The sequence below is a fragment of the Homoserinimonas sp. A447 genome, from assembly GCF_054489325.1.
The window spans coordinates 1,424,605-1,438,339 of record NZ_JBTMWW010000001.1 but is presented as its reverse complement, the minus strand read 5'-3'; the positions used below and the strand labels follow the sequence as shown (position 1 = coordinate 1,438,339).

At 59.4% G+C, this 13,735-nt stretch carries 13 protein-coding genes; 9 read left to right on the top strand and 4 right to left on the bottom strand.

The features are described from left to right. The first annotated feature begins 234 nt into the window (after positions 1–234). The 4 genes from ACX3O0_RS07000 (at position 235) to ACX3O0_RS06985 (ending at position 3,546) form a co-directional block, all read left to right on the top strand. A complete protein-coding gene (locus ACX3O0_RS07000) occupies positions 235–1,626 on the top strand; it encodes a NucA/NucB deoxyribonuclease domain-containing protein (protein WP_459107247.1) in 1,392 nt (463 codons plus the stop codon). Positions 1,627–1,641: 15 nt separating this feature from the next. Then, the gene (locus ACX3O0_RS06995; protein ID WP_459107246.1) at positions 1,642–2,277 is read left to right on the top strand and encodes a hypothetical protein; all 636 of its coding nucleotides are present in this window, start codon (positions 1,642–1,644) and stop codon (positions 2,275–2,277) included. Between the two features lie 379 nt (positions 2,278–2,656). Next, the gene (locus ACX3O0_RS06990) at positions 2,657–2,848 is read left to right on the top strand and encodes a hypothetical protein (protein ID WP_459107245.1); all 192 of its coding nucleotides are present in this window, start codon (positions 2,657–2,659) and stop codon (positions 2,846–2,848) included. Next, the gene (locus ACX3O0_RS06985) at positions 2,848–3,546 is read left to right on the top strand and encodes an SOS response-associated peptidase (RefSeq protein WP_459107244.1); all 699 of its coding nucleotides are present in this window, start codon (positions 2,848–2,850) and stop codon (positions 3,544–3,546) included. Before ACX3O0_RS06990 ends, ACX3O0_RS06985 begins: the two co-directional genes overlap by 1 nt. Here the strand turns inward: ACX3O0_RS06985 and ACX3O0_RS06980 are convergent. Both ACX3O0_RS06980 and ACX3O0_RS06975 read right to left on the bottom strand, forming a co-directional pair. After that, on the bottom strand, positions 3,543–3,875 hold the full coding sequence (locus ACX3O0_RS06980) for a hypothetical protein (protein ID WP_459107243.1): 333 nt from the start codon (positions 3,873–3,875) through the stop codon (positions 3,543–3,545). The genes ACX3O0_RS06985 and ACX3O0_RS06980 overlap by 4 nt on opposite strands. A 68-nt stretch (positions 3,876–3,943) precedes the next feature. Beyond that, complete coding sequence (locus tag ACX3O0_RS06975) at positions 3,944–4,105, bottom strand: hypothetical protein (protein WP_459107242.1); 162 nt, start codon at positions 4,103–4,105, stop codon at positions 3,944–3,946. 389 nt (positions 4,106–4,494) lie between these two features. Between ACX3O0_RS06975 and ACX3O0_RS06970 the strand changes: the two genes are divergently transcribed. The 4 genes from ACX3O0_RS06970 to ACX3O0_RS06955 all read left to right on the top strand — a co-directional run bounded on the left by ACX3O0_RS06970 (position 4,495) and on the right by ACX3O0_RS06955 (position 11,392). Then, positions 4,495–4,992, top strand: a complete 498-nt coding sequence (locus ACX3O0_RS06970; RefSeq protein ID WP_459107241.1) for a helix-turn-helix domain-containing protein — start codon at positions 4,495–4,497, stop codon at positions 4,990–4,992. Positions 4,993–5,042: 50 nt separating this feature from the next. After that, positions 5,043–9,809 (top strand): DEAD/DEAH box helicase, encoded by a 4,767-nt coding sequence (locus ACX3O0_RS06965; protein ID WP_459107240.1) that lies wholly within the window; start codon positions 5,043–5,045, stop codon positions 9,807–9,809. Positions 9,810–9,856: 47 nt separating this feature from the next. Further along, positions 9,857–10,711 carry a hypothetical protein gene (locus ACX3O0_RS06960; RefSeq protein ID WP_459107239.1) on the top strand — a complete coding sequence of 285 codons (855 nt, stop codon included), beginning with the start codon at positions 9,857–9,859 and terminating at the stop codon, positions 10,709–10,711. Positions 10,712–10,834: 123 nt separating this feature from the next. After that, entirely contained in the window at positions 10,835–11,392 is a 558-nt protein-coding gene (locus tag ACX3O0_RS06955; protein ID WP_459108458.1) for a recombinase family protein, read from the top strand. 122 nt (positions 11,393–11,514) lie between these two features. Here the strand turns inward: ACX3O0_RS06955 and ACX3O0_RS06950 are convergent, their stop codons facing one another. Next, on the bottom strand, positions 11,515–12,714 hold the full coding sequence (locus ACX3O0_RS06950; RefSeq protein ID WP_459107238.1) for a hypothetical protein: 1,200 nt from the start codon (positions 12,712–12,714) through the stop codon (positions 11,515–11,517). A gap of 22 nt (positions 12,715–12,736) precedes the next feature. Between ACX3O0_RS06950 and ACX3O0_RS06945 the strand changes: the two genes are divergently transcribed. Continuing rightward, entirely contained in the window at positions 12,737–12,982 is a 246-nt protein-coding gene (locus ACX3O0_RS06945; RefSeq protein WP_459107237.1) for a hypothetical protein, read from the top strand. On the opposite strand, the gene ACX3O0_RS06940 is transcribed toward ACX3O0_RS06945, so the two are convergent. Continuing rightward, entirely contained in the window at positions 12,951–13,553 is a 603-nt protein-coding gene (locus tag ACX3O0_RS06940; RefSeq protein ID WP_459107236.1) for an NYN domain-containing protein, read from the bottom strand. The genes ACX3O0_RS06945 and ACX3O0_RS06940 overlap by 32 nt on opposite strands. Positions 13,554–13,735: the final 182 nt, after the last annotated feature.

The window sequence follows — 13,735 nt, the reverse complement described above, 5'->3', positions numbered from 1 at the left end:
TCATCGGGCACACGATTTCAGTGAGATGCACTTTGACGAAAACGGACCGCACTTGTGTGACTGGAATCCTCAGCGAGCAAACGTCTCGTCGATGTCCTAGGTGGCACGGAAGGGCTCTGCGTCCGAACGTGAGGATGGATTAAAAGTGGGGTATTGCCGTCCACGGCAGGGTCACGCTACGGTCACGAGTGTGAGGCCTATTCAGGTCTCAACCTGAAGTGACTGGGAGGAACGTTGAACACCCTCAATAAACCACGCGCACTACTGAGCATTATCGGGATCACCGCGCTAACATTCACGGCAATCGGCGCTGCCTCGCTTCCCGCAACCGCTGACAGCACCGCCCCGAGCGCGATGGTGTCCCAGGCCGACAACACCGCCCCTCCAGTGTTCCCGACCGTGCCCTCGGACCTCGACCCGAACGACGGTTTCACCGTCGACGCGGTGAGTGTTAGTAGTGGCCAGGTGCTTGAGCCCGGCCAGCCGGTCCGGATCGAGGAGTTGCAGTCCCAGCCCACGAGAGATTGCACTCCCGCCGACAGAGATGGAATTTCCATCTGCGTCGGAATAGGAACGCCGGATCCTAGAGCGCAGGTCAGACCAAACGACGACAATTCCATGAGATCTGAGGGGGACATGACCACCTCGTCGGTCCTTCCGCTCCCGAGCTGGTGCAAAAGTCACGGGGTAGACAACACGTACTGGGTGAACCGCTTCGAGCAGTGCGGTGCTTTCGGAGGTTTCGTCGAAGTGCAGGAACGAGTCAACAAGACGAAATGGAGGACCACTGGCAGGATGGATTTCGTGATGTACAACTACATCTACACCGTGAGGGACAACACCACATGGGGAAATCAGATAGAAATTTCGCCATGGAGCATCACCGGGACAGCAGCGGGAATGACCGTATCAGGGTCCGCCGCTTGCGTCTGGTCCTGCTCTAATATGCTTCCCGGCACCACGTTTCTGCCGCAACAGCCAACGCTAACAACGAGTGCGTACGGCGAGTCCTACTACACCTGGCTCGGCGGGCCCGACGAAGTGACAAAGGTCAAACCCCAATGGAGTCTCTACTTCGATTCCGCAGTCGGTTACTCGACCATCATCCGCACCGGTGACCCAGCTTACGTACGTTGCGACGACGCTCTCCCGGGCGGGCCGGCCGGATGCGCAGTCCCCGGCTACGTAACCGGCACCGGCTACTACTCAATGTCGCAATTCCCGACGTTCGGCGCGCACGTCGCTGCGGCCCAAGCGTCCGGGCTTCCAGGGGAATATCCAAATCCGCTGTACAGAATGGTCAATCCCGCGTTGCAACAATTGAACCGGGACACCGCATGTCCGCTAGACGGCAGCATGCCTCGGCCGGACATCAACACGAACTGCGATGAATACCCGTTTGCTTCTACTTACCAAGGGGCTTATACAGGCGGGGGCACCGCGAGAACGTTCGACTGGTGTCAAATCACGCTGCCAGGTGAATCCTCTACCGGCGCGTTGGGGTACAGCGTCTGTATGATCAACGCTGCTGAGAACAGCAAGGCAGGGTCCGACCTGCAAAGCAAAGTCTTCCTGCCCTATCGGATAATCGACCGCGACCAATTCTACGTCACTGTCACAGGCTGAGAGAGGGAGGCAGAGGTGAGCAAGCGAATCGAAGTTCAGGCTCAATGGCATAGTGTGCGATTTCTGAACTGTGAGCTGCCTCTGCCTCCCCTTGGTTCAGGCGTCGAGAAAACAGGTCTCGTCCGCGATTGGGTGGAGTACTTGGAACTCGTCACCGGCGTGTGGTCCGGACCCATTGGCGTCACGGTCGAGTGCCGGCCAAGTCGTCCGGAGGCGGTCGAAGCGTCGTGGGAAGACGTAGCGGAGTTCTCGGTCATCGTCGACGACGGTCCACTGGTTCTCTGCGGAATCTGGGAGAAACCGATGCCGGACTGGCCTCGGCTCGACGGTTTCGGCCCCGGCACCTACCGGGTCCGGGTGCACGCTCGCGGTCGAGACGTCGCCTACGACGGTGCAGTGTCGGAAGCGACGGAAGAGTATCTGCTCGTCAGCTGGCTGGAAAAGGAAAGTCCTCCATCACTGATATCCCAGGTGTCGCAGGTGGGTAAGGGGGTGATCCTCTCTGAAGAGAAAGTGCGATCAATGCTCGATGGGGCAAGTGGCCACCTCACGCCAGCGCGGCCAGTACCCATCGGGCCGCCCAGCCCGCCGCTACACGCAGTCATACGGTACGACAAAGAAGAGGGCACAGACAGCACAAACGGCCACTGAGTCACGGCGACTTAAACTATGCCTCCTCTGTATCAGACGTCTACGCCGCCGCCACGCGCCGACGCTGCATGCCACCGCGCACCAGATGCGGCCAAACATTCGAACGGGTGTCGGGCCCACGAGTTCATTCGCGCCGGCGTCGCATACCCGCCGGTCAAGGAAACATCACTGCCAGATGCTCCCTGGTTCGACGCAATCAGACGAAACCGTGGCCCAGTGTCCGGACTGGAGGACGCTCATGGGTCAGGTCTGATCCATGGGCCCGGCTTATGAGCGGGTAGTCAACGCGATGTTGGCTAGCAGTTCATCTCATTGAAATCGTGGACCTGTCTCTCATTCGTGATACCTCGCGGAGGTGGCCGTGGTAGAGGATGGGGGAATGATCCAGATCAACATCACAGAGCAGGAAGCCGTCGACGTCCTCGCCCTGATGGACTCACAAATCCTGATGGGCGAGGTAGACCGGTGGACAGACAGCATGCTGCCATCCCTGCGATCTGTACGCGACCAACTCGTTAACCAAGGCGCTCGGGATATCCCATACCTGCCGGGCGGGCTGGAGACACCCTGATGTGCGGTCGTTTCGCAATGAACAAGGAGGTCGATGACCTCATCCAGGAGTACGTGGCCCGCGGTGGCGATTTCCGGGATTGGCGGCCGGCCTGGAATATCGCCCCGACCGATCAGGTGCCGGTGATCCGGCAGCGCGACGGTCAGCGGGAGGTGGCCATGGTGCGATGGGGCATCGTCTCCCCTTCGTCACCCACGTTCGGCGGCGGGAAGCCGATCATCAACGCTCGCATGGAGACGGTGGCCACCAACGGACTGTTCCGGGACCCATTCACCTCGCACCGGTGCATCGTGCCCGCTCTCGGCTATTACGAGTGGCAGCTGCAGAACGGTGGCAAGCAGCCCTATTTCATTCATGAACCGGGCGACGATTTGGCAATGGCCGGGATCATCCGGCCGTGGCGGGACCGCAGTAAGGCGGAGGATGATCCAGACCGGTGGCGGTTGTCGATGGCGATCATCACCCGAGACGCCCACGTCGCCCCTGGGGAGGTGCACGACCGGATGCCGGCGTGCCTCACCCCGGACAGTTTCGACGACTGGCTGGGTGACCACCTCGACAACGGGGACCGGTTGGCGATGCTCGACCAGGCGTCGCTGGAGATGGCTCACAGGCTCGCCTACTACCCGGTGTCGAAAGCGGTAAATGGCGTGAAGAACGACGGGCCCCAGCTGGTGGAGCCGATCGACCTGGACTAGCCCGCCAATCCGTTGGGGTGTCGACCCGGCTGGCCGGCACGCAGGAACCGATGGTGTGTTGCCTCGCATGCGCCCCGCAACGACCGGTAGCAGCCGATCAACTGACGGTCGGCCGGTTCTGGTGCCCACGTCACGGCCCGGTAGCCGACTTCACCACCACGGCGGATAATCCTGATGATGCCATAGCACTTCTCCAGGGTGTCGACTAGGTACCAGACGCCGGGTTCTGTTTCGCGTGCGGCGAGGATTGGGTGCCATGCCGGGCGGGGGTCGAGCCTTCGTCGCGCTGCAGCGCCGACAGCATCCTGCTGGGAGTGGTGCATGGCCATGATGCTCGGTTCCTTCCGCTCGAGCAGCCGGCCTCTGCGATTAGAAAGTGTAGGCCGTCAGGCCGACATCATGCTTGACGGATGTAGAGCAGCAGCCACCCCTCGGGCACCTGCGAATCAAGGCCTGCCTTCGCCGAGTCGTAGTCGGCACCCACCGACGGGATCTCCCGCATCTCCCGTGTGCCGTCAGGCTCGTGCAGTTTCGGGGCGATTGCGGCGACAAGGTTCATGACCCTATTCTCCCGGCATCACAGGTGCTTTCGGCGAAGTATCGCGGCCAGGACCGCTGTAATCGTGGTCAGGACGAGCAGGCCACCGCTCACCCAGGGGGCGATGAAGGCGAGTTCGATGACCGGATCCATGACTACACCGAGCGCACGATTTTACACAGAGGGCACCACCAGGCCAGGATGTCTTCGCCGTGCGGCTCGCATCGGGTCAGGCACTGCGGACAGTTGGGGGTATCTAGGTCCTCCATGACTTGAATGTACGTTGCGCACCAGCCCGCGACAACCGTCCGCCGGTTCGTCGAAGTGCCACACGGAGGTTCTCTGTGAGCCGACACGGAATCTGGGCACGATCGAACTTGTTGCACTACGATGCAACAAAGGATGTGAAGATGTCGACAACGATCGCGGACACCCGCCGCGCAGTGGGGTGGACCGTGCGTGAACTCGCGGAGAACCTGGGTGTGGCTCCGAGCACCGTCACCCGCATGGAGCAGTCCGAACGGGACGGCCGGATCCAACTTGGAACGCTCCAGCGTGCCCTGAACATTATGGGACGCAGCCCCCACATCGAGGTCTTCAACAACCGCCGAGAGGAACGGGTAACGATGGAGTTGCACCGGGAGCTCGCACGAAAGCTCCGCGAGGATCCGCAACGAGTTCTCGCGGTAGCACCGAAAAACTTGGACCGCCTCCGCACAAGGCTAACCTCCCCGATCGGTCAGTCATGGGTGAACCGATGGGCCGAACTGATCAACAGCCCGCTCGACGTGCTCATCGCCGGCATGCTCGCCGACACCCCACAAGGACGGGAGCTTCGACAGAACTCTCCGTTCGCTGGTGCTCTCACCCAGGATGAGCGGCTCGCCGCGATCGAGCGGGCTCACTGACTGATTACCGATAGCTTGGTTCAATCATTGCGCATCACCCGAGAGGCACCATGGCTGCGAGCATCCACGACATCCTGAGCGAGCTGCGGTCGGTCGCTTACGACGAGCATGACAAGGGCACACGCTTTGAGCGTTTGATGCAGGCGTATCTGACGATTGAGCCGATGTACGCGGACGAGTACAGCGATGTGTGGATGTGGAAGGACTACCCGAACCGGGGAAGTCGCACCGACACCGGTATCGACCTGGTGGCCCAGTCACACAGTGGTGAGCGGGTGGCAATCCAGTGCAAGTTCTACGACCCTTCCACCCAGGTCACCAAGCCGATGCTGGATTCCTTCCTGGCTGCCTCCAGCAAGAACTTGGACGGCAGACCCGAATTCGCCGGCCGCATGGTGATCTCCACCAGCGACAACTGGGGTGGGAACGCGGAAGACGCGGTTGAGAACCAGAACCCGCCAGTCCAGCGATTGCGGGTGCAGGACCTCGATGACTCCTCGATCGACTGGTCGCAGTTTTCGCTGAATAATCCCGGCGAGTTGACGCGGAAGCCGGCGAAGGAGCCATTCCCGCACCAGGTGAAAGCGATTTCTCGGGTCGTTGAGGGCTTCCAGTCCGCCGACCGGGGCAAGTTGATCATGGCGTGTGGCACCGGCAAGACCTTCACCTCGCTGAAGCTGGTTGAGGAGATGGTGCCTCTCGGCGGCACGGTGCTCTTCCTGGTACCGTCCATCTCGCTATTGGCGCAGACGCTGAAGGAGTGGACTATCGAGTCGGCCGTGCCGCTGCGGGCATTCGCGGTGTGTTCGGACGTGTCGGTGGGCAAGCGCAAGAACGATGAAGACATCCCGGTCACTGATCTCGCCTACCCGGCGACCACGAACACATCCAAGCTCGTTGCCAAGTTTTCCGAGATCCCGGAGGGGTTCGGCGGAATCACCGTGGTGTTCTCCACTTACCAGTCCATCGATGTTGTTGCGCAGGCGCAAGGCAAGGGCATCCCCGAGTTCGACCTGATCGTTTGCGATGAAGCGCACCGCACCACCGGTGTAACGCTCGCAGGCGAAGAGGAATCCGCTTTTGTGCGGGTGCACAACCAGGACTATGTCAAGGGCAAGAAGCGGCTCTACATGACGGCTACGCCTCGCATCTACGCGGATGCCAGCCGGTCGAAAGCCGAAGAGGCCGGTGCGGTACTTACCGACATGGACAGCCCCGAGTTCTATGGCGAAGAGTTCCACCGGCTCGGCTTCGGCGAAGCAGTTTCCATGGGGCGGCTCACCGATTATAAGGTCTTGGTCTTGGCCGTGGACGAGTCCTATGTATCCACTCGCTTCCAGCGCCTTTTGGCCGACGAGAACAACGAGCTCACTCTGGACGATGCCGCCAAGATTGTCGGCTGCTGGAACGGGCTCTCTAAGCGATCCCTAAGTCCTGAGGAGTTCGCGCTCGACCCGGAACCGATGAAACGTGCTGTCGCTTTCGCCCGGAACATCGCCGAGTCAAAGAAGATCGCGAACCTGTTCGAGAGGGTCGTCGAGGCAGAGATCGAGGCAATCGACCGCGAGACCGACGAGACCGCCTCGGATTTGCTCGATGTCGAGGTGCACCACGTCGACGGCACCTACAACGTCCTCGACCGCAACAAAGAACTCGACTGGTTGAAACAAGATCCAGGCGCCGGCAACGCTCGAATCCTCACCAACGCAAAAGTCCTCTCCGAGGGCGTGGACGTACCTGCACTGGATGCCGTGATGTTCCTCAACCCCCGCGACTCCGTCGTCGACGTCGTGCAGTCAGTCGGCCGGGTAATGCGCAAGCTCGAAGGCAAGAAATACGGCTACGTTATCCTGCCCATCGGGGTCCCCGCCGACATGGATCCCGCGACCGCGCTGAACGACAACAAAAAATACAAGGTCGTCTGGCAGGTGCTTCAGGCCCTCCGCGCACACGATGAACGCTTCGACGCCATGGTCAACAAGATCGACCTCACCAAGTCAACCGAAGGCAAACTCTCCGTCATCGGCGTTGGTGGCGGAGGCAAGGACCGGGACGGCGACGCGAAAGACTACGGCTCAGTCACCCTCGATTTTCCTGCCCTCGACCAGTGGCGAGACGCGATCCTCGCCAAGATCGTCCAGAAGGTCGGCGAGCGTCGCTATTGGGAGAACTGGGCCAAAGACGTCGCCGGGATCGCCTCCGACCACATGACCCGCATCAAGGCACTCGTTGACGGCTCAGACCCCACCCTGCGCGACGAGTTCGCTCGATTCCTCAAGGGACTGCAGGACAACCTCAACCCGTTCATCACCGAACACGACGCCATCGAAATGCTCTCCCAGCACCTCATCACTAAGCCGGTCTTCGATGCCCTCTTCGTGGGATACGCGTTCAGCGACCACAACCCCGTCTCCCAGGTCATGCAGCGCATGATCGACGCCCTCCAAGAACAGAACCTGGAGAAGGAAACCGAGAAGCTCGACAAATTCTACGACTCGGTCCGCACCCGCGCTGCCGGCATTACGGATGCTGCGGCAAAGCAGCAGATCGTCAAGGAACTGTACGAGAAGTTCTTCCAGACCGCGTTCTCGGGAACCAGTGACCGTCTCGGCATCGTCTACACCCCGAATGAAATCGTCGACTTCATTATCCACTCTGTGGATGCCGCGCTCAAAGCCGAGTTCGGGGCCAGCCTCTCCGACAAGGGCGTTCATGTGTTGGACCCCTTCACCGGCACCGGCACGTTCATCGTCCGGCTCCTCCAATCCGGCCTCATCAAACCGGAAGACCTCGCCTACAAATACCGGTACGAACTCCATGCCAACGAACTCGTGCTCCTCGCCTATTACGTTGCCGCAATCAACATCGAAGAGACATACCACGACCTCGCAGGCGGCGATTATGTGCCGTTCGAAGGCATCGTCCTGACCGACACATTCCAAATGAACGAAGCCGACGACGAACTGGATAACCACGGCGTCTTTCCGGAGAATAACGAACGTGCCGAAGCACAGAAGGCGCTCGACATCCGGGTAGTGATCGGCAACCCCCCATATTCCAAAGGACAGGAATCGGGCAATGACGATCAGCAGAATGTGAGGTACCCATCCCTTGATGCGAAGATCGCCGAAACCTATGCCGCCCGATCAACCGCGCAGAACAAGAACAGCCTCTACGACTCCTACATCCGCGCCATCCGGTGGGCCTCCGACCGCATTGGGGACCGCGGCATCGTCTCCTTCGTCTCCAACGGCGGATTCATCGACGGCAACACCGCCGACGGCCTGCGCAAGACTTTTGCTACCGAGTTCAGCAGCATCTACATCTTCAACCTCCGAGGAAACCAGCGCACCGCAGGCGAAAAATCCCGCATGGAGGGCGGCAAGGTCTTTGGCAGCGGCAGTCGTGCAACGGTGGCAATCTATCTCCTAATCAAGAACCCTGACGACCCAGCTTTGGGCAAGGTCTTCTATCGCGACATCGGCGGCTACCTCACCCGCGAGGAGAAGCTTGACATCGTCCGGGAATCTGGCAGCCATACCGGAATGGAGTGGGTGTCGATCACCCCCAACGACGCAGGCGACTGGGTTGATCAACGAAGCGCAGATTTCGGCTCGTTCACGATGATCGCATCGAAGGACACGGACGATACGGGTGGAATGCGCTTCTTTTCCAAGTATTCCCGAGGGTTGGCGACCGCTCGCGACGCTTGGCTCTACAACTTCTCCAGCAAGCAATTGGAAGAGAATGTCGATCGGATGGTCGACTTCTACAACTCTCAGGTAGACGTTGCAGAAGAGCACGGTGCTGCATTCAAGCCGAACCTCGACCCAAAGCAAATGTCTTGGAACAGAGCCGATTTCTCGCGCGTCGGACGTGGCGTCAGGTACTCCGTAGAGGAAGACTCGTACCGGCTAGCCACCTATCGACCCTTCAACCGTGAGCATGTCTATTTCAATCGAAAACTTAACGACATGATCTACCAAATTGATCGCGCTTTCCCGACTCCAACGTTAGAAAACTTCGGCATTACCGTCATGGCCCCACGGCCAGTGGCAAACTTCGCGGTGCTCATGACGGACTCGATGCCAGACCTGGCGGCTTTCATATACGCTGTCCAGTTTTTCCCGCGTTACACATACGAAAAGCGTCGGGCTGACGAGAGCCAACTTGACCTGTTCGGCGACACAAATACCGAAGGATACGCTCGTATCGACAATGTCACCGACGAAATCTTGGCGGACTATCAAGGCAGTTTCGGCTCCGATGTCACGAAGGATGACGTCTACTTCTACCTCTATGGCCTGCTTCATAGCGCCGACTACCGCGAGCAGTTCGAGGACGATCTCAAGAAGATGCTTCCCCGCATCCCGAAGGTGAAGGCGTTTCGTACGTTCAGCGATGCTGGGCGAAAGCTTTCCGAGTTGCACCTTAGCTATGAGAAAACAGAGTTGTATCCGCTTGACGAGCAGCGGACGGTGAACTCGAGTTACCGAGTCGAAAAGATGAGGTACGCAAAGACTGGGCGGATGACCGACAAATCGACCATCGTCTACAACAGCGGAATCACCGTCTCTGGCATCCCGGAAGAAGCGCACGAGTACATGCTCGGCTCTCGCTCGGCGATCGACTGGATCCTCGAGCGTTATCAGGTCAAGACCGACAAGGCGTCGGGAATCGTCAATGACCCCAACGACTGGGCTGAGGAACAGGGGAACCCGCGCTACATCCTCGATCTGCTCGCGCGCATCGTTACTGTCAGCGTCGAGACGGTGAAGATCGTGAAGTCGCTGCCGCCGCTGGACATCATCGACTAGCCCGTTGCAGTGAACGTGGCGACCCACACCGGTGGGAAGATGGTCGCATGAATGAGGAGTTTCGCCGTGCGGCATCTGCTTCGTCACCTCACTTGGAATTGTTCCAGAAGCGTGGCCACTGGGGCGCCACGCTAGACCGGCCGCCAATCACCTGCGATGCCTCCAGTCGTGACGCTGTACTCATCGATCTGATCAATGCCCTCCGTGAGTACGCGCAAGATTGGTCCCGGATCTCTTCGACGCCTAGTCATGCCGGCAACGGTGACATCGTAGCTCTGGTCGAAGACTCGACGGACGAGGAACTGCTCGGCTGGGTACTCGCTGGGGAGCGCGAGCGTGGCTACGACGACCTTTCCGATGGGGAGCAGGCGGCGGTTCGTAAAAATTGGCAAAAGCAGCTGGAATCGCGACGCGCGGATTTGAACCTGGAGGCAGGGCTCATCATGGAGGGCCGGTCTTGGACTGAAGCTGACGCGCAGGGCCGCATCGTGATCCAATCGGCTGAGGGTCGCCTGATCACGGCTCGAGCTGCAGCATCTTGGGTGAGAGCATCCCTTGAGGTGGGGAAGGTTGAGCCAGCTGACCGGGTCATCACCGAAGCGGTCAGTCGCATCGTCATGTCGCACGGGGAGATCCCGGACAAGGCGGTTGCAGAGCCGAGCACCACAGGGGACAGACGCTACGACGTGCTTATCGCCACAGCGTTCTGTTTTGCCCTAGTGACGCGTGGGGTGGAACCGTTGCCTTGGATGACCTCACCGCTTGCGCTGTCCGAGGAATGGCTCTGGGGAGGGGACGGTGGCGAAACCCCAGAGTTGGTCGAGTACGTCCGTGAGCGCACGCCAGCCCTGTTCTTGGCGAAAGGGATTCTGCTGAGGAAACGCGATCTGATCGCCCCGTGACCGATCCCACAATCGACGGATTGGGGGACGGCCTCGTCAATGTCACTGGTAGGCCTCAAAATCGGGTCATAACTCGTGACCAGTAGGTGCAGCTTTCGGTCATGGCAATGAGACGGGGAAGTCATCGGGATTATTGGGTACGCTCGCGTAAGCACTAGCGAGCAGTCGTTGAACCTCCAGCGAGATGCCTTCGCCGCAGTCAACGTCGAGCGAGTGTTCGAGGACCATGGAGTGAGCGGGCGGCTTGCTTCCCGCCCGGGGCTCGATGCCTGTCTGGACTTCCTCCGCGAGGGGGACACCTTGGCTGTGTATCGGCTCGATCGGTTGGGTCGTTCAACTAGGCATACGCTCGAGCTCCTGCATCAGCTCGATGCGCGGGGCATCGGATTTCGCTCCTTGACTGAATCGATCGACACGGGCGGGCCGATGGGTCGCGCAATGATCACAATCATCGCCGCCTTCGCCCAACTTGAAGCTGACGTTTCACGCGAGCGTACTATGGCGGGGCTCGCCGCAGCTCGTGAGCGGGGGAGGGTAGGCGGTAGGCCCCCAGCACTCACGCCAGCGATGGTGGAAGTCGCACGGACGATGATCGCTGCCGGACGTCGGCCAGGTGAAGTTGCCGCCGAACTCGGAGTTGGCCGGTCGACTATCTACCGGGCGCTCACCTCTTCAGGTTGAGTTCGATCGCGCTTGAACGGGGCACCATCGCGGTGGCGCAGGGCCGTCTTGGAACCAGAGCGGTAGGGGTCAAGAAACCCTAAATCTGATGATTTTTCGTGGGTGCGCCGCGGGTCGACTCTCTACCAATCCATGTTCACTGCGCGCTCCCATTCCTCTATCTCTCGTTCCACGAACCGATCGAACTTTGTACCGAGCATGCGATAGCTCACCCGACTTTTACTATCGAACTTGACGTCGAACCCGTTCCCTATCCAGGTTCGGGCGTTCCCGAGCGCTGGACCCTCGAGCAGGTCGTCGACCCGGTCAAACACACCGATGACCTGGTCGAATGTCTCCATTTCGTACGGGTCCATTTTGAACGACGCTGTCTTCTCGATACCCGACAGCATGAGTGGTATCCGGCCGACGTCGTCGAAAAAAACGCTGACAATCGAGCCTTGTTTGTCGTGACCTCCATGAGCCATCGGATTCCGGTAGGTCTCTGAAATGTGCAGCAGCCGATCATAAAGGACCTTCGCCTCTCCGTGACCGGGCTGACCGATCTGCAACACGGTCTTGAACTTGGCCCCCCACCGGTCTCCGAATAAGCGTCGTAAATCGACTAGCCGAAGGTCAACGTCGGTGAAAGGAAGGGCAAGCATAAGGTAGTGCTCGAGGTAGCTGAAGTACGCGTTGACCATCGCGGACGCGTTCACGGAACCTTCCCGGATGCGGGCGCATTGAGCGTTGTAATCGAACATGAAATTCTGCCGCCGGTATTCTTCCTCCGAGTCAGATGGGGCAGGAGGTTTCGGGAACAGTCGTCCTTCACCTGCGAACGATAGCCGGGCTGATTCGCGGAAATACAGGTAGGTGGATCTAAGCGTGCCAGCCAGGTTTCGCATACCGACTCGGCCTACATCAACTTCCCCCTTGATGGCCGGGCCGAAGACATGGGTCTCGGACAACTTGATCGCCGACATGAGTACGCGAAGGAATCGGACCTTCACCTTTGCTGCTTCCACTTCAGTGCAGACGTCGGGCAGCCAGATCTGAAACCGCGGTCCGAATTTCCGATCTTCAAGAAAACACCGGATGCCCTCGAATTCAAAATACACACGCCAGGCGATCTTCTCTGCGCGTCCGACGTCCTTGCAACCGAGGCCGATTAGCGTCGCCCTCGCGATGGACGGAAGAGGCAGATCCTGCGAGGTGAGACTGAATGAGTGCGCCTTGTAGACGGTGTCGTCTAAAGCGTTAGACCTTGCCGTTTCTGGGCCGATAGCAGGGGTCGCTTGCCGCACCCTTGCAAATTTTTCAGGATCGATCACTTTAACCATGATGCTTCTTAGCAGTCAAAGCATGTACGTGCGCAAGGAACTACGAGCGATTGGCGGGATGAGTCCTTATGAAACGGGGAATGCAGCGACTCCAGCTGAAGAACAGAAGTTCTTAGAGGTGGTCATGAACGCGGATGCCATGATCCGCAAACAGAGCGAGGGCAAGTTCGACGCAGCATGGCTGGACGAGAAGGCCGAGGCGAAACGGGCTGAATCAGACGGGGACCAGAATGCCGCTAATATTCGCGAGGATCCCGGCAGCGATTGAATTCGTCGGCATGGAGCGAGGTCATCCACAGCGGACGACGTCCCTCATTGTTTTTGAATCTGAGGCGGCTCTGGCCATGCCATCCAGCGACTTCGACGATTGCGCCGTCGGAGTCATATGCGGTCTCGAGCGCTGGAAGTAGGTCAGTGTCACGGGACGCCAGAATGATGACGTCGGCGGACTTGCTGATTGAGCACCGCACGAGGTCGACCGCAAGCATCACGTCCACTCCCTTCTCGCGCGGAGGACCACCATCGCGCGAATAGCGAAGCGTGCGAGTGTGCACGTTAACCCGGCGGTCGCGCGTCCACTCCGCTGCTTGGGCCTTGTTCCTTGCTGCAGCAACCGCGTCCTGTTGGCTACTCGGCTCTCCCCGATACACATGTATCTCAGTAATCCGAGCCAGCTGATGCACCTTGCTATTGCGCAAGAGCTGGAGTTCGTTCGCGAAAAGTCCCGGGTGAATTAACGAACTATGAAGCGGCGCCTGGAGACCACCGAAGCTTTCGTGGCCCGACAAATGCAGGTTTTGATAATCGATGAAGAGGTGCGCCGTTGCAGATTCAGTCATTGTCGTCCCGGGTAAGAAAAAGCCCCACCAGGCCCGGAGGACGGTGGGGAGCTATGGCTTGAAAGTAGCACAACCGTATGTGAACGCAATACACGTCTCACTAAGAAGGAACAAATAGATGAAAGTTACTCCCCACATCTGGGGTCACAAGTTCTACGATTGCGTTTTCGGCGGACGCTCGG

Coding starts and splice junctions, on each gene's coding strand:
- ACX3O0_RS06980 (WP_459107243.1), bottom strand. CDS start 3,875: ATGGCCATGCACCACTCCCAGCAGGATGCTGTCGGCGCTGCAGCGCGA.
- ACX3O0_RS06990 (WP_459107245.1), top strand. CDS start 2,657: ATGATCCAGATCAACATCACAGAGCAGGAAGCCGTCGACGTCCTCGCC.
- ACX3O0_RS06940 (WP_459107236.1), bottom strand. CDS start 13,553: ATGACTGAATCTGCAACGGCGCACCTCTTCATCGATTATCAAAACCTG.
- ACX3O0_RS06945 (WP_459107237.1), top strand. CDS start 12,737: ATGTACGTGCGCAAGGAACTACGAGCGATTGGCGGGATGAGTCCTTAT.
- ACX3O0_RS06960 (WP_459107239.1), top strand. CDS start 9,857: ATGAATGAGGAGTTTCGCCGTGCGGCATCTGCTTCGTCACCTCACTTG.
- ACX3O0_RS06965 (WP_459107240.1), top strand. CDS start 5,043: ATGGCTGCGAGCATCCACGACATCCTGAGCGAGCTGCGGTCGGTCGCT.
- ACX3O0_RS06950 (WP_459107238.1), bottom strand. CDS start 12,714: ATGGTTAAAGTGATCGATCCTGAAAAATTTGCAAGGGTGCGGCAAGCG.
- ACX3O0_RS06975 (WP_459107242.1), bottom strand. CDS start 4,105: ATGAACCTTGTCGCCGCAATCGCCCCGAAACTGCACGAGCCTGACGGC.
- ACX3O0_RS06970 (WP_459107241.1), top strand. CDS start 4,495: ATGTCGACAACGATCGCGGACACCCGCCGCGCAGTGGGGTGGACCGTG.
- ACX3O0_RS06985 (WP_459107244.1), top strand. CDS start 2,848: ATGTGCGGTCGTTTCGCAATGAACAAGGAGGTCGATGACCTCATCCAG.